Source organism: Micromonospora sp. NPDC048935 (genome assembly GCF_043197875.1).
In the GTDB taxonomy this organism is placed as follows: Bacteria; Actinomycetota; Actinomycetes; order Mycobacteriales; family Micromonosporaceae; genus Micromonospora.
The window spans coordinates 347,946-366,141 of the sequence record NZ_JBICTZ010000008.1 but is presented as its reverse complement, the minus strand read 5'-3'; the positions used below and the strand labels follow the sequence as shown (position 1 = coordinate 366,141).

Annotated in this window: 14 protein-coding genes; 12 read left to right on the top strand and 2 right to left on the bottom strand. The window is 70.9% G+C overall.

Annotated elements, in window-relative coordinates:
* Positions 1-65 precede the first annotated feature (65 nt).
* The 10 genes from ACGFIW_RS23395 (at position 66) to ACGFIW_RS23350 (ending at position 13,917) form a co-directional block, all read left to right on the top strand.
* Positions 66-1,976, top strand: a complete 1,911-nt coding sequence (locus ACGFIW_RS23395) for a protein kinase (protein ID WP_393319263.1) — start codon at positions 66-68, stop codon at positions 1,974-1,976.
* 119 nt (positions 1,977-2,095) lie between these two features.
* The gene (locus ACGFIW_RS23390) at positions 2,096-3,721 is read left to right on the top strand and encodes a serine/threonine-protein kinase (RefSeq protein ID WP_393319261.1); all 1,626 of its coding nucleotides are present in this window, start codon (positions 2,096-2,098) and stop codon (positions 3,719-3,721) included.
* Between the two features lie 102 nt (positions 3,722-3,823).
* Positions 3,824-4,633: a metal-dependent hydrolase gene (locus ACGFIW_RS23385; protein WP_357078131.1), complete on the top strand. Its 810-nt coding sequence runs from the start codon at positions 3,824-3,826 to the stop codon at positions 4,631-4,633.
* Positions 4,630-5,538: an amidohydrolase family protein gene (locus ACGFIW_RS23380; RefSeq protein ID WP_393319258.1), complete on the top strand. Its 909-nt coding sequence runs from the start codon at positions 4,630-4,632 to the stop codon at positions 5,536-5,538. Before ACGFIW_RS23385 ends, ACGFIW_RS23380 begins: the two co-directional genes overlap by 4 nt.
* Before the next feature lie 421 nt (positions 5,539-5,959).
* Positions 5,960-6,991, top strand: coding sequence for a LacI family DNA-binding transcriptional regulator (locus tag ACGFIW_RS23375; protein WP_393319465.1), 1,032 nt, complete (start codon positions 5,960-5,962; stop codon positions 6,989-6,991).
* 77 nt (positions 6,992-7,068) lie between these two features.
* Positions 7,069-8,373, top strand: coding sequence for an ABC transporter substrate-binding protein (locus ACGFIW_RS23370; protein ID WP_393319255.1), 1,305 nt, complete (start codon positions 7,069-7,071; stop codon positions 8,371-8,373).
* A gap of 67 nt (positions 8,374-8,440) precedes the next feature.
* A complete protein-coding gene (locus ACGFIW_RS23365) occupies positions 8,441-9,409 on the top strand; it encodes a carbohydrate ABC transporter permease (RefSeq protein ID WP_393319252.1) in 969 nt (322 codons plus the stop codon).
* 1 nt (position 9,410) lies between these two features.
* Entirely contained in the window at positions 9,411-10,283 is an 873-nt protein-coding gene (locus ACGFIW_RS23360) for a carbohydrate ABC transporter permease (RefSeq protein WP_393319249.1), read from the top strand.
* Entirely contained in the window at positions 10,280-12,511 is a 2,232-nt protein-coding gene (yicI, locus tag ACGFIW_RS23355) for an alpha-xylosidase (RefSeq protein WP_393319247.1), read from the top strand. Before ACGFIW_RS23360 ends, yicI begins: the two co-directional genes overlap by 4 nt.
* Entirely contained in the window at positions 12,508-13,917 is a 1,410-nt protein-coding gene (locus ACGFIW_RS23350) for a GH1 family beta-glucosidase (protein WP_393319244.1), read from the top strand. Before yicI ends, ACGFIW_RS23350 begins: the two co-directional genes overlap by 4 nt.
* A gap of 222 nt (positions 13,918-14,139) precedes the next feature.
* Here ACGFIW_RS23350 and ACGFIW_RS23345 read toward each other — a convergent pair whose 3' ends face one another.
* Complete coding sequence (locus ACGFIW_RS23345; protein ID WP_393319241.1) at positions 14,140-15,498, bottom strand: collagen-binding domain-containing protein; 1,359 nt, start codon at positions 15,496-15,498, stop codon at positions 14,140-14,142.
* Positions 15,499-15,717: 219 nt separating this feature from the next.
* Between ACGFIW_RS23345 and ACGFIW_RS23340 the strand changes: the two genes are divergently transcribed.
* Together ACGFIW_RS23340 and ACGFIW_RS23335 are read left to right on the top strand one after the other, a co-directional pair.
* Positions 15,718-16,674, top strand: coding sequence for a GlxA family transcriptional regulator (locus tag ACGFIW_RS23340; RefSeq protein WP_393319238.1), 957 nt, complete (start codon positions 15,718-15,720; stop codon positions 16,672-16,674).
* A 42-nt stretch (positions 16,675-16,716) separates the two neighbouring features.
* Positions 16,717-17,364, top strand: a complete 648-nt coding sequence (locus ACGFIW_RS23335) for a DJ-1/PfpI family protein (RefSeq protein ID WP_393319235.1) — start codon at positions 16,717-16,719, stop codon at positions 17,362-17,364.
* Between the two features lie 39 nt (positions 17,365-17,403).
* Here ACGFIW_RS23335 and ACGFIW_RS23330 read toward each other — a convergent pair whose 3' ends face one another.
* On the bottom strand, positions 17,404-18,162 hold the full coding sequence (locus ACGFIW_RS23330) for a hypothetical protein (protein WP_393319233.1): 759 nt from the start codon (positions 18,160-18,162) through the stop codon (positions 17,404-17,406).
* Between the last annotated feature and the right edge of the window lie 34 nt (positions 18,163-18,196).

Here is an 18,196-nt window from a genome sequence, read left to right as displayed (position 1 = left end):
TAGGTGACTCCCGATCCGCTGGTTAGGGTGTAGCCCGGACAGCGGCCGAGGAGGAGCGTGCGCAGGTGCTGATCGCCGGTCGGTACCGGCTGCTCGACCTGGTGGGTCGCGGGGGCATGGGCCGGGTGTGGCTGGCCCGCGACGAGATGCTGCACCGCGAGGTCGCCGTCAAGGAGATCGTGCCGCCCACCTGGCTGGCCGACCACGAACGCGCCGAGGCGCGCTCGCGCACCCTGCGGGAGGCGCGCGCCGCCGCCCGGCTCAACCACCCCGCCGTGGTCCGGCTCTACGACGTCATCTCGGTCGACGACAACCCGTGGATCGTGATGGAGTACGTCCCGTCCCGCACGCTCCAGGACCTGGTGGACGCCGAGGGGCCACTGGAGCCGGCCCACGCCGCCCGGATCGGCCTCGCCATCCTCGACGCGCTGCGCGCCGCGCACACCGCCGGGGTGCTGCACCGCGACATCAAGCCACAGAACGTGCTCGTGGCGCACGACGGCCGGGTGATGCTCACCGACTTCGGGCTTGCCACCTTCGACGGCGGCGACGGGGTGACGACCCGCCCCGGCATGGTCCTCGGCTCCCCGCAGTACGTGGCCCCGGAGCGGGCCGCCGAGGGGGCGTCCACGGTCGCCGCCGACCTGTGGTCGCTCGGCGCGACCCTGCACGCCGCCGTGGAGGGCCGCTCCCCGTACGCCCGCAGCACCGCGATGGCCACCCTGAGCGCACTGGCCGCCGGCCCGCCGGACCCGGCCCCACACGCCGGGTCGCTCGCGCCGGTGCTCGCGGGGCTGCTGCGCCGCGACCCGCGCCACCGCCTCGACCACGACGCGGCCCGCCGGTTGCTGGTCCAGGCCGCTGCCGGCCACACCGACCCGCCCCCGACATCGGATTCTGCGTGGTCGCCGAGGTCGTCGCCCGGGTCGTCCTCGGAGCCAGAGTCAGCGTCGGGGCCAGCGTCCGGGTCGTCGGCGTCGCCGTCCCGGTGGGGGTCGGGCTCGTCCTCGGGGTCAGCGTCGGCGGCCGGCTGGTCCTCGGGGTCAGCGTCGGCGTCGTCCTCGCGGCCAGCGTCAGCGACCGGGTTGGAGTCGGCGTCGGGGTTGGGGTCGGCGGGCCGGTTCGATCCGGCGTCGGGCGACCGGCCCGCCGGGGCCGACGAGTTGGCCGATCAGGAGCCGACGGTTCCGCTGCCCCAGCCCGGTCAGGCCGCCGGACCGGGCGATGCGGTGCCGGTGTCCAGCGGACCGACGGGGCCGCGCACGACACGGCGGGCCGCGCTGGTCGCCGTGTCGCTGCTGGTGGCCGCCGCCGCCGGTATCGGCACCGCGCTGGCCGTCACCGCCGACCGACCCCGCGACACCGTCGCCCGGCCCTCCGACCCACCGCCGTACGCACCGCCGGCCGGCGGCGGCCCGGACGGCCCCGGCCACGACCGACGCCGACCGCCTCCGGGCGGGCCCGGCGTGCCCCCGCCACCGTTTGACTGCGTCCGCCCGGACATCGGCGGTGCGCCGGTGCCGGCCCGCGCGCCGGCCCTCGGCGAACGGTTCCGACCGCCGCCCGGCTGGATCTGGTACGCCGACACCGCCGGCTTCCGCGTCTCCGTGCCGGCGACCTGGTACTACTCGCGCGACGGGGTGACGGCCTGTTTCCAGGACCCGGCGACCGGCCGGGCGTTCAGCGTCGCCGCGGGCGGCGCCACCGATCCGCTGGTCGGGCTCCGCCAGGTCCGCGACGCCGCGGCCGACGCCGGAGCACTACCGGAGTACGACGAGATCCGACTCGCCGCGCGCGACGGCGGTGCGGAGTGGGAGTGCCGTTGGCGGGCACCGGACGGGCCACTGCTGCACGCCCGACAACTCGTCGTCGGCGCCGCTCCCTGGACACTGGGTTGGATCACCGCCGAGGAAGACTGGGCGACGGCCGAAGCCGACTGGGCGGTGGTGCGAAAGAGTTTCCGACCACCCCGCTGACCTGCACCGTACGGCCATGATCCGGAGCACCGTCCGGCGTGGATCGAGGCCGCTCAGCGGATGAGAACACCGAGATCGGTGGCTATCGTGTAACCCGGGGTGACCAAGGGGGAGCGACCGTGCATCAGTTGCTGATCGCGGGTCGGTACCGGCTGCTCGACCTGGTCGGCACCGGCGGGATGGGTCGGGTGTGGCTTGCTCGCGACGAGATGCTGCACCGCGACGTCGCGGTGAAGGAGGTTGTGCCGCCGTCCTGGCTGGCCGAGGCCGAACGCGAGGAGTTGCGGCTGCGGACCCTGCGCGAGGCGCGCACCGCTGCCCGGCTCAATCACCCCAATGTGGTGCGCCTCTACGACGTGGTGCACGACCGGGAGAGCCCGTGGATCGTGATGGAGTACGTGCCGTCCCGGTCGGTGCAGCAGATCATCAGCGCCGAAGGGCCCCTGAGCCCGCAGCGCACCGCCCGGATCGGGCTGGCGGTGCTCGCCGCACTGCGGGCCGCGCACGCCGCCGGAGTGCTGCACCGCGACGTGAAACCGCACAACGTGCTGGTCGCCGACGACGGGCGGGTGGTGCTCACCGACTTCGGGTTGGCCACCTTCGACGGTGGTGAGGGTGCGATGACCGGGCCGGGCACGGTGCTCGGTTCGCCGCAGTTCGTCGCACCGGAGCGGGCCCGCGAGGGGGTGTCGAATCCGCGTACCGACCTGTGGTCGCTGGGCGCGACGCTCTACGCGACGGTCGAGGGGCAGTCCCCGTACGCCAGGTCGAGTGCCATGGCGACGCTCAGCGCACTGGCCACCGACCCACCGGACCCGATGCGCCGCGCCGGCCCGTTGCGCCCCGCGCTCACCGGCCTGCTGCAACGCGACCCCTGGCGGCGGTTGACCGCCACCGAGGTGGAGCCGCTGTTGCGCGCCGTCGCGGCGGACCACGACCAGCCCGTCGCGACGGTGCGGTCCTCGGCGGTGGCCGCGGTACGCAGCGCGAGCCGGGCCGTCCTGCCCGACCCGGTCGAGCCGCAGGCCCCGCCCGACGACCCGCCGACGCCGACGGGTAATCGGCCCGGCAGGCGGCTTCGTCTGATCGTCCTGGGCGGAGCCACCACGGCCCTCCTCGTCGCCGCTGGCGTGACGCTGACACTCGCCGGCCGCCACGTCGAGCGGACACCACCGTCCGGCTCCGGAGGCGGCACACCGACCGCCCGGCCGGCGGCGTTCGCCTGCGCGGCACCACCGCCACCGCCCTCCACGGCCACGCCGGTGGCCTCGGTGTCGCGCCCGGCCGACGCGCCCTACCGGCTACGCGACGGCTGGACCTGGCACGTCGATCCGACCGGGTTCCGGATCGCCGTGCCGGTGGGCTGGACGCGCTGGACCGAGGGGGCGGTGACCTGTTTCCGGGAGCACGACGGCGCCCGGGTGCTCAGTGTCGAGGCGGGGCCCGCGCGGGCCGACCCGGTGGCGTACTGGAAGGCCGAGGAGACGCGACTCACCACCGGCGAGGCGCTGCTGACCGGCTACCGCAGGGTGGACATCTCCGCGATGGACATCTTCGAGGGCGGCGCGGTCTGGGAGTGCGGCTGGGTGAACGCCGCGGGCGACGAGTTGCACAGCTTCCGGCTGCTGGCCAACACCTCGGCCGAACGTTCCTACACCGTCTCGTGGTTGACAAAAGAGTTCGACTGGCAGGTCAACGCGGCATACTTGCCGATGATCCGGCAGAGCTTCAGCCCCGCGGCGTGATCCCGTCCGATGTGGACCTTCCGGGTGATGCCCCTGCGGCGCCGACGCTGACTACAGTGGCGTAGTTTTGGCGCTCAAGATCCCTGGGGAGGGTGAGCCGAGATGATGGGACCGCAACACGCGCTGTCCGGCGCGGCGGCGTGGTTGGCCGGGTCCTGGGCACTGGACCAGTTCGCCGACTATCACCAGTCGCCGCTCGCGTTGGCGGTGGGCACCGCGGTGTGCGCCGGCGGCGCGCTCTTTCCCGACCTCGACATGTCGGGCAAGGTGACCAAGAACCAGGGTGGGGCCACGGTGGCCCGCACCTTCGGCGTCTTCTCGCTCTTCGCCGCCGAGGTGATGGAGAAGATCTCGCTCGGGGTCTACTACGCCACGAAGCTCAGCAGGGACCCGCGTCGCAACAACGGGCACCGGACGCTGACCCACACCCTGCCGTTCACCGTGCTGGTCGGCTGGGGCACCACCGCGCTCTGTGCCGCGTACGGCAAGTGGGCGGTGATCACCATCCTGTTCTTCATGTTCGGCCTCGCCCTGCGCGGACTGTTCGACGAGTGGGCCGAGCGGGCCGGCTGGGTGATCATCACGCTCGCGTCGGCCGGGGCGGCCTGGTTCACCTTCGCCAACCTTCCGGGTGGGCGCGGCTACCCGTTGATCGGCACCGCCCTGGGGGTGGGCTGCTTCGTGCACATCCTCGGCGACATGATCACCCGAGCCGGTGTGCCGATCCTCTGGCCGATCCCGATCAAACGACGCATGTGGATGATGATCGGCCTACCGAACCGCATCGCCCTGCGGGTCGGCAGCAAGGCCGAGGTGGTCGGGATGCGCATCGCGCTGACCGTCGTCTCGGCGCTGGCCACCGTCGGCCTGATCGCGCCCTCGGTGCTGAGCCGGTTCGACATCGAGATGTGACAGGGCCGGCGCTCGGGTCACTGCCGACGGCCGACGATCGGGTGCCGGCGTTCTGGCACGCGCTGGGGCTGCCCGGCCTGGCTGACGTACACGTGCACTTCCTGCCGCCACGGCTGATGCGCCGGGTGTGGGCGTACTTCGACGCACCCGGGCCGCTGGTCGGCACCGAGTGGCCGATCCGGTACCGGTGGAGCGATACCGACCGGGTCGCGCACCTGCGCCGCCTCGGGGTACGGGCGTTCAGCGCCCTGGCGTACGCGCACCGGCCGGGCATGGCTGCCGACCTCAACCGCTGGACGCTGGGGTTCGCCCGCGACACCCCGGGTTGCCTGCCCTCGGCCACGTTCTTCCCCGAGCCGGACGCCCCCGGATACGTCGAGGCGGCGCTGGCCGGCGGGGCCCGGGTGTTCAAGGTGCACGTGCAGGTCGGCGGCTTCGCGCCGACCCACCCGGCGTTGGACCAGGTGTGGGGCATGCTGTCCGACGCGGAGGTGCCGGTGGTCGTCCACGCCGGGCACGCCCCGGTGGGAACGGCACACACCGGCCCCGACTCGTTCGCCGCCCTGCTCGCCCGACACCCCCGACTACCGGCGGTGGTCGCGCACCTCGGCGCACCGGACTACCGGGAGTTCATGGACCTCGCCGAGGCGTACGAGCGGGTCCGCCTGGACACCACGATGGCGTTCACCCCTTTTCTGGACCAGTTCGTGCCCTTCCCCCGCGACGAGTTGCCCCGGCTGCGCGAGTTGGGGTTGGCCGGCAAAGTGCTGCTCGGCAGCGACTTCCCGAACATCCCGCACCCGTACGCCGACCAACTGACCGGGCTGGCCCGGCTGGACCTCGGCGACGACTGGCTGCGCGCGGTCTGCTGGGACAACGCCGCCAGGCTGTTCGACCTGACCTGACACCCCGCACCCCGCACCCCACGCCCACACCCGCGCGCCGTGCCCACACCCCGCGCGCCGTGCCCGTGCCCGTGCCCGCGCCCGCGCCCGCGCCCGCGCCCAAGATCCACGACCCGCGCCCAAGATCCACGACCCGCGCCCAAGATCCGCGCAACATCAGGGATACTGCTGCCTCGCGCCCGCCAGAGGCAGCAACATCGGGGAAGTTGTGCGGATCTTGGGCGCGGGCACGGCGCGGGCACGACGCGGGCACGACGCGCGGGCACGAGGGGATCGCGCGGCTCCGAATTCTCTTCGACATCGGCTATTGACGTCGCCGTAACAGGTGGCCTAGCGTCTGTCGAACCGCTTCGTCGAAGCGTTTCGACGATCATGCGAAAGTGATCCCACGCCTGGCCAGAGGAGGTGCGCGGTGGCCACCATGCACGACGTCGCACGCCTCGCTGGCGTCTCGGTCAGCACCGTCTCGTACGTGCTCACCGGCGCCCGACCGATCTCGCAGGCCACCCGGGGCAAGGTGCTCGCCGCGATGGCCGAGCTCGACTACCAGCCCAACGCGATGGCCCGTGGCCTGGCCAGCCGCCGCAGCCGGATCCTCGGCCTGCTGATGCCGATGGACGAGCGCGGCCTCGGTGCCACCGAAACCGCCTTCGTCACCGGCGCCGCCGCGGCGGCCAGCGCGGCCGGCTACCACCTGGTGCTCTCGCCGGTCGGTGGTGGTGACCTGGACGACCTGCGCCGGTTGGCCACCCAGCGGATGCTCGACGGTGTCGTGCTGATGGAGGTCCAACTCGCCGACGAGCGGGTCACCGTGCTCCAGGAGGCCGGCGTACCGCTGGTCCTGATCGGCCGCACCGGCGACACCGGTGCGCTCTCCTACGTCGACATCGACTTCGACCAGACCGTCCGGGAGGCCGTCGCGCACCTGGTCGGTCTCGGGCATCGGCGGATCGTCTACGTCAACCACTCGGCCGCGGCGGTGGCCAGCGGTTACGGGCCCGCGCTGCGTACCCGGGACGCCTTTGTCGCGGCGATGACCGGGCACGGCCTCGACCCTCTGATGATCACCGCCGAGGACAGCGCCGCCGGCGGGCGCGCGGCCCTGGCCGCCGCGTTCGCGCGGGCCCCGGAGCTGACCGCCGTGCTGGCCATGAACGAGACCGCGATCTTCGGCATTCTCGGCGAGTTGACCGGCCGTGGGTTGTCGGTGCCCGAGGACGTCTCCGTCGTCTCGATGGTCACCTCGACGCAGGTGGCCGAGTTGGCGACCCCGGCGCTGACCGCGATGACGTCCCCCGGGTCGGCGCTGGGCCGGATCGCGATCGAGGCGCTGGTGCGCCACCTGGACGGCCCGGGCGATCACCGCCACCAGCAGTTGCTGCCCTGCGCGTTGGAGATCCGCGGATCGACAGCCGCACCACGAAGCCGCCACCTGATGGGGGCTGACCAGTAGGAACGGCCCGCCGCCGCGCTGCAACGCGACGACGGGCCCCGTGCAGTACCGCTAGATACTCAACGAGGAGGATTGTAATGCAGCGATTCCGCCGGCTCGTCGCCGCGATCGCCCTGGCGGCGACCGCGACGACCACCGTGGCCGCCTGCGGTGGTGGCGACAACGGGGACGACAGCGACGCCAAGGTTCTCAAGCTCTGGCACTACGAGAGCGAGAACAGCGCCATGGGGGTCGGCTGGAACCGGGCCATCGAGATCTTCAAGAACGAGCACCCGGGCGTCGAGGTGCGCTTCGAGCGCAAGGCGTTCGAGCAGATCCAGCAGAACGCCGGCATGATCATCAACTCGTCCGAGGGTCCGGACATCATGGAGTACAACAAGGGCAACGCGACCGCCGGTCTGCTCTCCACCCAGGGCCTGCTCTCCGACCTGAGCGCCGAGGCAGACAAGCGCGGTTGGGCCGGCAAGCTCAGCCCCAGCCTGCAGACCACCGCCCGCTACAGCGACAAGGGCGTGATGGGCTCGGGCAAGTGGTTCGGCGTGCCGAACTACGGCGAGTACGTCACGGTCTACTACAACAAGGACCTGTTCGAGCGCAACGGCGTCAAGGTGCCGACCAGCATGGCCGAGATGACCGCCGCGATGGACACCTTCGTCGGCAAGGGCGTCACCCCGCTGGGCATGGCCGGCGCCGAGTACCCGGCCGGGCAGCTCTTCTACCAGCTCGCCCTGTCCAAGGGCGACAGGCAGTTCGTCGACAACTACCAGCTCTACAAGAACCCTGTCGACTTCAAGGCCGACCCCCTCAAGTACGGCGCGGACACCTTCGCCGAGTGGGTGCGCAAGGGCTACGTCGCCAAGAACTCGGCAAGCCTCAAGGCCGAGGACATGGGCACCGCGTTCATCGCCGGCAAGACCCCGATGATCGTCTCGGGTAGCTGGTGGTACGGCCGGTTCAAGACCGAGATGAAGGCCAACTGGGACACCTTCCTCTTCCCCGGCAACACCCTTCAGGCCGGCTCCTCCGGCAACCTCTGGGTGGTCCCGGAGAACAGCAAGGCCAAGAGCCTGGCGTACGACTTCATCGACATCACCCTGCGTCCGGAGATCCAGGACCTGATCGGCAACAACGGTGGTGTCCCGATCGCCGCCGACGCGTCGAAGATCAGCGATCCGAAGGACCGCAAGCTGATCGAGGACTTCAACACGGTCAGCAAGTCCGACGGGCTCGCCTTCTACCCGGACTGGCCGGTCCCCGGCTACTACGACGTGCTGGTCTCCGGCTTCCAGGGCCTGATCAACGGCTCGAAGTCCCCCGACCAGGTTCTCGACGCGATCGCCAAGCCGTACGCCGACGGCGTCAAGGAGATCACCGGCAAGTGACACGGCGAGTGGCGGGCGTGACCGGCACGACCGGCGCGCCCGCCCACCCCGCCGGGAAGGATCTTCCATGGCTGTCTCCGAGACCGTCGCCGCCACATCACCGGCCGCGACGCCCACCCCGCCCGCGCCCAGCCGCAGACGCCGCGGCCGCAACGCGGCGTACTGGCTCTACCTGCTCCCCGGAGCGGTGCTCTTCCTCCTGGTGATCGGCGCACCCCTGGTCGGCACCCTCTACCTGTCGTTGACCAAGTGGTCCGGCATCGGCGACCCCCGGTGGGTCGGCCTGGACAACTACCAGCAGTTGATGCAGGACGACGTGTTCTGGGCGTCGTTCCGCAACACCGTCTGGATGATCGTCGCGATGGTGGTGGTTCCCACCCTGCTCGGGCTGTTGCTCGCCGCGGTGCTCTTCGACGTCATCGGCCGACGGTTCAAGCCGCGTACCGCCGCCGCGCTGCGGGCCGCGTTCTACCTCCCGCAGGTGCTGCCCGTCGTGGTGGCCGGCATCGTCTGGGGCTGGATCCTGCGCCCCGACGGCGCGTTCAACAGCCTGCTCGACGCGATCGGTCTGGGCGCGTTGCGCCACGACTGGCTCGGTGACCCGGGCACCGCCCTGCCGGCCGTGATGGCGGTGATGATCTGGGTGCAGATCGGCTACCCGGTGGTCGTCTTCATGGCGGCGCTACAGCGGGTGGATCCCGAGCTTTACGAGGCGGCCGAGGTCGACGGCGCGAACTGGGTCCACCGGTTCCGGGCGATCACCCTCCCGCAGATCCGGCCGGAGACCTTCGTGGTGGCCCTGACCTGCACCATCGCCGCGTTGAAGGTGTTCGGGCCGATCTTCGCCCTGACCCGGGGCGGCCCGGACAACGCCACGAACGTGCCGAGCTACTTCGCCTACTACACCTTCTTCAAGAAGTTGCAGGTCGGCTACGGCTCCGCGATCTCCACGGTGCTGACCCTGATCATCGTCCTGGTGGCCGTGGTCTTCATCTGGATGCAGGCGCGCAGCGAGCGCCGGGACCGGGGGAACTGAGATGGCAGTCATCACTCCGGCGCCCGTCCGGGGCCCCGTACCCGATCGGCACCACCGCGGCGTCAGCCGCTGGATCGTGCTCACCCTTGTCGTCCTCGGCGCGCTGGTCATGCTCGTGCCGTTCGCGTTCATGTTGCTCAACGCGTTCAAGTCGCCCGGTGACTACTCGTCGGGTGGCCCGTTGAGCTGGCCGAGCGAGTTCTACACCAAGGGTCTGCGCACGTACTGGACCGAGGTGAACTTCCCGCTCAAGCTCTGGAACTCGGCGCTCATCGCCGGCTCCGTGGCCGTGCTCGGCGTGGCCGTGTCACTGCTCAACGCGTACGCCCTGGGCATCGGCCGGGTCCGCGGCCGGCTCTGGATCGTCGGGTTGTTCCTGCTGGCCAACATGCTGCCGCAGGAGGCGCTGATCTACCCGCTCTACTACGTGGCGAAGCAGATCGGCCTCTACAACACCCAACTCTCGGTGATCATCATCTTCACCGTCATCCAGAGCGCGTTCGGCACCTACCTGCTGGCCTCGGTCCTGGGGACGTTCCCGCGCTCGCTGCTGGAGGCCGCCGCGCTCGACGGCGCCGGCAAGTGGACGGTGCTGTGGCGGGTGGTCTTCCCCAACCTGCGGCCCACCCTCTCGGTGCTGCTCATCTTCTTCTTCATCTGGACGTGGAACGAGTTCCTCATCCCGCTGGTCATGCTGATCGACAACCAGACGCAGACGATCCCGGTCGCGCTCGCGTCGTTGCAGGGCGACCGGCTGATGGACGCGCCGACCACCAACGCCGGCGCCCTGATCAGCCTGGTGCCGGCGATCCTCTTCTTCCTCATCTTCCAGCGCACCCTGGCGCGCGGCATCACGGCAGGAGCCGAGAAGTGAAGTTCACCGACGGGTACTGGCAACTACGCCCCGGTGTCAGTGTCCTGCGTCCCGGCGTGGTGGAGTCGGTGGAGCCGGACGACCGCGGCTTCACCGTCTTCGCGCCGACCGCCCCGATCACCGGTCGCGGCGACACCCTGAACCGCCCCCTGGTCACCGTCCGGTTCTTCTCCCCCGCCCCCGGCGTCGTCGGGGTGACCATCGCCCACCACACCGGCGGGCTACCCCGTGAGCCGCACTTCGGGCTGAGCACCGACGAGACGCACCCGGTCACCGTCGACGTCACCGGGATCAGCGCGACGTTGACCACCGGTGAGCTGACCGCTCGGGTCGCGCTCGTCGACGGGTGGCGGGTCGAGTTCCTGCACGGCGACCGGCTGGTCACCGCGTCCACCGGGCGCAGCATCGGCGTCGTCACCGACGCCGAGGGCCGGCGGCACGTGCACGAACGGCTCGCGCTCGGTGTCGGCGAGACGGTGTACGGGTTGGGTGAGCGCTTCGGCCCGTTCGTCAAGAACGGGCAGACCGTCGACATCTGGAACGCCGACGGTGGCACCGCCAGCGAGCAGGCGTACAAGAACGTGCCGTTCTACCTCAGCAGTGCCGGCTACGGGGTGTTCGTCGACCACCCGGAGCACGTGTCGTTCGAGGTCGGCTCCGAGGTCGTCGCGCAGAACCAGTTCAGCGTCGAGGGGCAGTCGCTCACGTACTACGTCATCGACGGGCCCGACCCGAAGGACGTGCTGCGCCGCTACACCGCCCTCACCGGCCGGCCGGCCCGGATCCCCGCCTGGTCGTACGGACTGTGGCTGTCCACCTCGTTCACCACCTCGTACGACGAGAAGACGGTGACCGAGTTCGTCGACGGGATGGCCGAGCGCGGGCTGCCGCTGTCGGTGTTCCACTTCGACTGCTTCTGGATGCGCCAGTTCCACTGGGTCGACTTCGTCTGGGACCCGGCGACCTTCCCCGACCCGGAGGGGATGCTGCGCCGGCTGCACGAGCGTGACCTGAAGGTGTGCGTCTGGATCAACCCGTACATCGCGCAGCGCTCGTACCTGTTCGAGGAGGGCCGTGCGGCCGGCTACCTGGTCCGCAACCCGGACGGGTCGGTCTGGCAGTGGGACAAGTGGCAGGCCGGCATGGCGCTCGTCGACTTCACCAACCCGGATGCGGTGCGCTGGTTCACCGGCAAGCTCAAGACCCTGCTGGACATGGGCGTCGACTGCTTCAAGACCGACTTCGGTGAGCGCATCCCGACCGACGTGGTGTGGCACGACGGGTCGGACCCGCAGCGGATGCACAACTACTACTCCTACCTCTACAACAAGGCGGTCTTCGAGCTGTTGGAGGCCGAGCGCGGCAAGGGCGAGGCGGTACTGTTCGCCCGCTCGGCCACCGCCGGCGGGCAGCAGTTCCCGGTGCACTGGGGCGGCGACTGCGAGTCGACGTTCGTCGCGATGGCCGAGTCGCTGCGCGGTGGGCTGTCCCTGGCCGCGTCCGGCTTCGGCTACTGGAGCCACGACATCGGCGGCTTCGAGGGCACCCCCGACCCGGCGGTGTTCAAGCGGTGGGTCGCCTTCGGGCTGCTCTCTTCGCACTCGCGGCTGCACGGCTCCGGCTCGTACCGGGTGCCGTGGGCGTTCGACGACGAGGCCGTGGACGTGCTGCGGCACTTCACGCGGCTCAAGCTCGGCCTGATGCCGTACCTCGCGGCCGCCGCGCAGGAGGCACACCGCGACGGTACGCCGGTGATGCGCCCGATGTTCCTGGAGTTCCCGGACGACCCGGCCACCGCACACCTGGACCGCCAGTACATGCTCGGCCCGGACGTGCTTGTCGCGCCGGTGTTCAGCGCCGACGGCGGCGTCACCTACTACGTGCCCGCCGGCACCTGGACGCACCTGGTCAGCGGCGCGCAGGTCACCGGTCCGGCGTGGGTCACCGAGAAGCACGCGTTCGACAGCCTGCCGGTGCTGGCCCGCCCCGGCGCGGTCATCCCGTTCGGCTCCCGCACCGACCGACCGGACTACGAGTGGGCCGACGGTGTGCGGCTGCGGCTGTACGCACCGGCCGAGGGGCAGCGGACCCGGGTCCGGGTACCGTCACCCGGGGACGGGCCGGGCGCCGAGTTCGACGTGCGCTACGAGGGCGGGACGGCCAGTGCGGAACTGGTCGTCGGTGCCTCGACGGGCTACAGCTGCGAGATCCAGGGGACGGAACGATGACGCGACACCACTTCCCGGAAAGCTTCGTCTGGGGGTCGGCGACGGCGGCGTACCAGATCGAGGGTGCGGCCACCGAGGACGGCCGCGGACCGTCCATCTGGGACACCTACAGCCACACGCCCGGTCGGACGCTCAACGGCGACACCGGCGACGTGGCCGCCGACCACTACCACCGGTGGGCCGACGACCTGGGGCACATCGCCGACCTCGGGCTCAGCGCGTACCGGTTCTCCATCGCCTGGCCGCGGGTGCAGCCGGGCGGCTCGGGCCGCCTCAACCAGGCCGGCGTCGACTTCTACTCGCGGCTGGTGGACGGTCTGCTGGAGCGGGGCATCCGTCCGGTGGCCACCATGTACCACTGGGACCTGCCGCAGGAGTTGGAGGACGCCGGCGGCTGGGCGGCACGGGAGACCGCGTTGCGCTTCCAGGAGTACGCGGCCGGCATCGTCGGTGCGCTTGGCGACCGGGTGCACACCTGGACGACGCTCAACGAGCCGTGGTGCTCGGCGTACCTGGGCTACGCCTCCGGCGTGCACGCCCCGGGTCGGACCGAGCCGGCGGCGGCGCTGGCCGCGGTGCACCACCTCAACCTCGCGCACGGTCTGGCCGGTCGGGTGGTCCGGGAGCTGGCGCCGGCCGCCGAGTTGTCGGTGACGCTCAACCTGCACGTCATCCGGGGCGCCTCCGACTCGGCGGCGGACTCCGACGCGGTGCGGCGGATCGACGCCCTGGCCAACCGGGCGTTCCTCGGGCCGATGCTGGACGGTGAATACCCGGCCGACCTGCTGGCCGACACCGCATCGGTCACCGACTGGTCGTTCGTGCGGGCCGGTGACGAGAAGCTGATCGCGGTGCCGTTGGACGTGCTGGGGGTCAACTACTACTCCAGCACCCTGGTCCGGGCCTGGGACGGGGTGTCGGCCCGCTCCGACGCCGACGGGCACGGTGCGTCGACGTCGACGCCGTGGGTCGCCGCCGACAACGTCGACTTCCTGCCGCAGCCCGGCCCGTACACGGCGATGGGGTGGAACATCGACCCGCCGGCCCTGACCGAGTTGCTGCTGCGCCTGCACCGGGAATACCCCAGCCAGCCGATGATGATCACCGAGAACGGCGCGGCGTTCGACGACGTGGTGTCGGCCGACGGCCGGATCCACGACGACCGGCGGATCGACTACCTGCGCCGGCACATCGGTGCGATGGCCGACGCCCGCGCGCAGGGTGCCGACGTCCGTGGCTACTTCGTCTGGTCGCTGCTGGACAACTTCGAGTGGGGCTACGGCTACGACCGCCGCTTCGGGATCATCCGCGTCGACTACGACACGCAGGTCCGCACCTGGAAGGACAGCGCGCACTGGTACCAGCGGCTGGCCGCCACCGGCGAGCTGGACTCGGCGCAGGACTGAGGTCTGCCACGCCCGCTCCGATCACCACCGGTCGGGCGGCCATGCCCTGACGAGCGTGATGCCGGTGAGTCATCTTGATGACTCACCGGCATCACACGTTCTGGGATGCGCGACGCGACGCCTCCCGCGGCTCGCGATTGACGACGTGCGGCACTGCCTCTCAGGTGCCTGACCTGGCGTCGGTGGGTCCAGGACCCTGTCCTGGACCCACCATCACCGGTCTCAGTTCTCGTTACGTCGCAGTCTCAGTCGGGCCAGCAGTAGCAGGGCCACACCGAGGCCGACTCCGGCGCTCCCTATCCCCAGCATCGGCCAGGTCGAGGTGCCGGTGACCGGCAACGGGTGCTTGGTCGGGTAGCCCGTCGGGCTCACCGGCGGCTGGGTCGTCGGTACGGAGGTCGGCCCGGTCGGTGTCGGCGTCGGGCCGGTCGGTGTGGGCGTCGGCCCGGTCGGTGTGGGCGTCGGCCCCGTCGGTGTGGGGGTCGGCGTCGACGCTGTTGGCGTCGGCGTCGGTTGGGAGCAGTTCAGCAGCGTCGAGAACGGGAAGTCGTGGATCTCCCCGCCGTCGTGCGTCAGCGTCCGGCTGATGACGCTTCCCTCGATGTTGCCGTTCGTCGCGGCATTCAGGGCGGCGTTGGGCGCGTAGATCGTGCCCTCCAGCGTCGCGCTGTCGTCGGTGAGGGTGATCGAGGTGGCGGTCGGGAGATTGAACAGGATGTATCTGGCCTGGTCTCCGCCGATCCCGGCGAAGTTCGGCACCCGCCAGACGAAGGCGTCAGAGACGTCGCTGGTGTCCACGTTGACCAGCAGTGGCGTGTCGGCGGTGGGCTGGTCGGCGAAGGTGAGCACCGAGATATTGGCAAGATCGCTGGCGGACAGGTTGAGCACGTTCGTGACACCGGGGGCGAGGTTGACCACCGCGTTGCTGCCCGGCGGAACGGGCCGGGGCAACGGCGCACCCTCCGGGGTGGTCAGCACGACGTTCTGCTGGCAGGTGGCCAGGCTGGTGGCGGTCGCGCGGAAACCCTCGAACGCGCTGCCGAAATCCAGCGGCGAGGAGGGGCCGACACTCGCCACGGGTTGCCGGGTCACGAGCTCGACACGGGGTGCTGCCTCGTAGTCGTCCACCGGCAGGACCCGGGTGTTGACCTGGGCGCCGTTGTTGTCGGTGTCGCGGACGAAGGTGCCGGTCAGGTCGCCGACCTTCACGTAGCCGCTCCCCAACACCTGCAACCGCGACCCGGGGACACTGGTGGCGAAGTCGACCCGGCCGCCCACCACCAGGGCCGTCGGATTACTGTCCGGCGGCACCACAAAAGACCCGGCGCTGCTCCCGGCGACCGCATAGTTGCCGAAGCTGAGGTTGCCCCCGACCGCGATGGTCCCCTCGTTCTCGGCACCGATCAGCCGCGCGTCTCCGGCGGTCATGACCAGGAAGCCCTGCGTGCCGGCCACCGGATCGACGGCTAGCCGGGGCTGGGCCTCGGAGGTGGTCGCCAGCATCGCCAGCACGACCGCGGTCGCCCCTCCCACCAGGGGCAGAAGCAGGCGTCGAGTGCCCACCCCGGTCTTCGCTCTCATCTGCACTGTCTCGCTAAAGGTCACGAACCGGTAACGAACCCCCTCGCGGCAAGGGACGCCCGGACCACGAAATCACCCAAAAGGTAATTCAGTGCCCAAATCACCGCGCACCGGCGGCTCGACGCCACCGGCCGTCCCGACCGAGCCTCCAGCGCCGTGTCACTTTCCGTGGGTACGGCGTCATGGTGCACGCGATGGCTCCGCCGGCAGACTCGGGGCATGGTCGAGCGCGTCACAGTCGTCGCCTTCGCGGGCATGCAGTCCCTCGACGTCAACGGGCCGTGGGAGGTTCTGGCGGGGGCGAACCAGTACCGGACGGTACGTGGTGAGCGCCCCGCGTACGACCTGAGGCTGGCGGGCGCGCAAGCCGAGGTGGTTTCCGAGAGCGGCCTGGTCATGATGGCCACCGCGCTCGGAGAGCCGGTCCGGGCCGGCACTCTCGTCGTGCCCGGCGGCCGTGCGGCGGTGGCCGAGGATGGGAACGCCGACCTCGTCGCCTGGTTGCGGGAGTGCCGTCCGACGCGGTTGTTGTCGATCTGTTCCGGAGCGTTCCTCTGCGCACGCGCCGGGCTGCTCAACGGTCGCCGGGTCGCCACCCACTGGTCCGTGTCCAGGGACCTCGGTCGGCGATTCTCCGATCTCACCGTCGACCACGACGCCCTCTACGTGCACGACGGCCCGGTCTGGACGTCGGGTGGTGTCACGGCGGGAATCGACCTGGCACTGGCCGTCGTGGCGGCCGACCACGGAGCACGGGTCGCCCAGGAGATCGCGCGCTGGCTCGTCATGTTCCTCCACCGGCCCGGCCAACAGGCTCAGTTCGCCGGCCCGGTGTGGTTGGAACGCGCCACGGAGAAGCGGGTGGCCGCCGTTCAGCGTGCACTCGATGCCGATCCGGCCGCGACACACCGGGTCGACGACCTCGCCGCGCGGCTCGCCATGTCGCCTCGGCACTTCCAGCGCCTCTTCGCACGTGAGACGGGCCTCACCGTCGGGCGCTACCTCACCGAACTTCGCCTGGAGACCGCCAAACGCCTGCTGCTGCAGTCCGACCTCGCCCTCGACACGGTGGCGGCCAGGTCGGGATTCGGGTCCGCCGAGTCCCTTCGACGGGTCTTCGGTGAACGACTCGGCACGACCCCGGGGGCGTTTCGCGCCCGCTTCTCGATGCTCTGACCGCATTCGACGGCCCACCGCCGTGCACCGAAAGGATCTCTGGTGACCCACGTCGTCATTCCGCTCTACGCGCGTTTCACCGCGCTCGACGTCATCGGCGTCTACCAGCCACTGGCCCTCACCCCGGGCATCGACGTGCTCCTGGTCGCCGAACGCCCCGGTCCCGTCCGAGACGACTGCGGGATGCTGACCCTGGTGGCCGAGGCCGCGCTCGAAGACGTGCAAGCGACAGACGTTCTCGTCGTCCCGGGAGGACCGGGGACCGCTCCGGCTCTCGCCGGGCCGCTGCCGGGCTGGATCAGGCGGATCCACGACACGACGACGTTCACGACCTCGGTGTGCTCCGGCTCGCTTCTGCTGGGGGCCGCCGGATTGCTCCGAGGACGGCGGGGCACCAGCCACTACCTCGCGGCGCGGGAGTTGGTCCGCTTCGGCGCCGAGCCGACGGACCAGCGGGTCGTCGAAGAACCGGACGCCCGGATCATCACGGCGGCCGGTGTGTCCAGCGGCATCGACATGGGACTGAGACTCGTCGAACTCCTCACCGACCGGACGACCGCCCAGGCTATCCAACTGTGGATGGAGTACGACCCTCAACCGCCATTCGACAGCGGCCACCCGTCCCGCGCGACTCCCGAGGTGATCGCCCGAGCGGCCGCCTACGACAGGGCGGCCAGGGTGGCCAGGTGACGGCTCGGCCCGGAGTCACCGGAGAGAGGCTGGCCCGGATCAGGGGGTGGGCAGGTCGGCGCAGAGCTTGCTCGGGAAGGCCGGCTCGGTGGCGCGGACGCGTCCGCAGCCGGCCTCCGTCGAGCTGGCGATCCTCTTCCAGCCGCCCTGGCCGGCCCACCGCAGGAAGTAGCGGCGCACGTTGACCGACGAGTCGCAGCCGGGCCGCGCCTCGACACCGCACGGCACCGGATCGAACGGCACCGTCATCACCAACCAGGTGCCGTCGCAGCCCTCGACCGATCCGGTCGAGTGCCGGGACACGTCCATGCCGCGGACCACGACGCCGACCCACGCCTGGTCACAGTGGTCCTTCGGCATCGGACCGCAGCCGAACGTCTGGTCGCAGCGGTGGTACGCCGCGCTGTCGACCTTCCACGGCTCCTGGTTGAGCACGACGCTCCGGCCGGCGATCGGCCCCGGCGCTGTCAACGTCACCTCGCCAGGTGTGTGGGTGGGGCAGGCCCCGACCACCGTGGACAGGCGCGAATCCTGCACCACGTTGGCGTAGATGCGGTTGTTCTCCTCGACGAGTTCGGTGATTCGCGGATTCCGGGAGCAACCGTCCGCGTCGCCCAGCAGCGCCACGCTCAGCACGAGCGAGCGCGGGTCCGTGCTGACCCGCACGGCCGTGACATCGGCCTGGTAGGTGCCCCAACCGGTGTCCGCGGTCGGGCCGTCCCGCACCGGCGTTTCGCCCGGCCTGGCGCAGCTGACGAGCGTGGCGAGACACAGCAGGGCGGTGGCGAGTCGACGCATGGCAACGAGTATCGCCGCTGGGCGGCCCGGCACA

Excerpts from the sequence above, each read along its gene's own strand:
- ACGFIW_RS23370 (WP_393319255.1), top strand. The coding sequence starts at position 7,069 with ATGCAGCGATTCCGCCGGCTCGTCGCCGCGATCGCCCTGGCGGCGACC.
- ACGFIW_RS23350 (WP_393319244.1), top strand. The coding sequence starts at position 12,508 with ATGACGCGACACCACTTCCCGGAAAGCTTCGTCTGGGGGTCGGCGACG.
- ACGFIW_RS23385 (WP_357078131.1), top strand. The coding sequence starts at position 3,824 with ATGATGGGACCGCAACACGCGCTGTCCGGCGCGGCGGCGTGGTTGGCC.
- ACGFIW_RS23375 (WP_393319465.1), top strand. The coding sequence starts at position 5,960 with ATGCACGACGTCGCACGCCTCGCTGGCGTCTCGGTCAGCACCGTCTCG.
- ACGFIW_RS23365 (WP_393319252.1), top strand. The coding sequence starts at position 8,441 with ATGGCTGTCTCCGAGACCGTCGCCGCCACATCACCGGCCGCGACGCCC.
- ACGFIW_RS23330 (WP_393319233.1), bottom strand. The coding sequence starts at position 18,162 with ATGCGTCGACTCGCCACCGCCCTGCTGTGTCTCGCCACGCTCGTCAGC.
- ACGFIW_RS23345 (WP_393319241.1), bottom strand. The coding sequence starts at position 15,498 with ATGAGAGCGAAGACCGGGGTGGGCACTCGACGCCTGCTTCTGCCCCTG.
- ACGFIW_RS23360 (WP_393319249.1), top strand. The coding sequence starts at position 9,411 with ATGGCAGTCATCACTCCGGCGCCCGTCCGGGGCCCCGTACCCGATCGG.
- ACGFIW_RS23340 (WP_393319238.1), top strand. The coding sequence starts at position 15,718 with ATGGTCGAGCGCGTCACAGTCGTCGCCTTCGCGGGCATGCAGTCCCTC.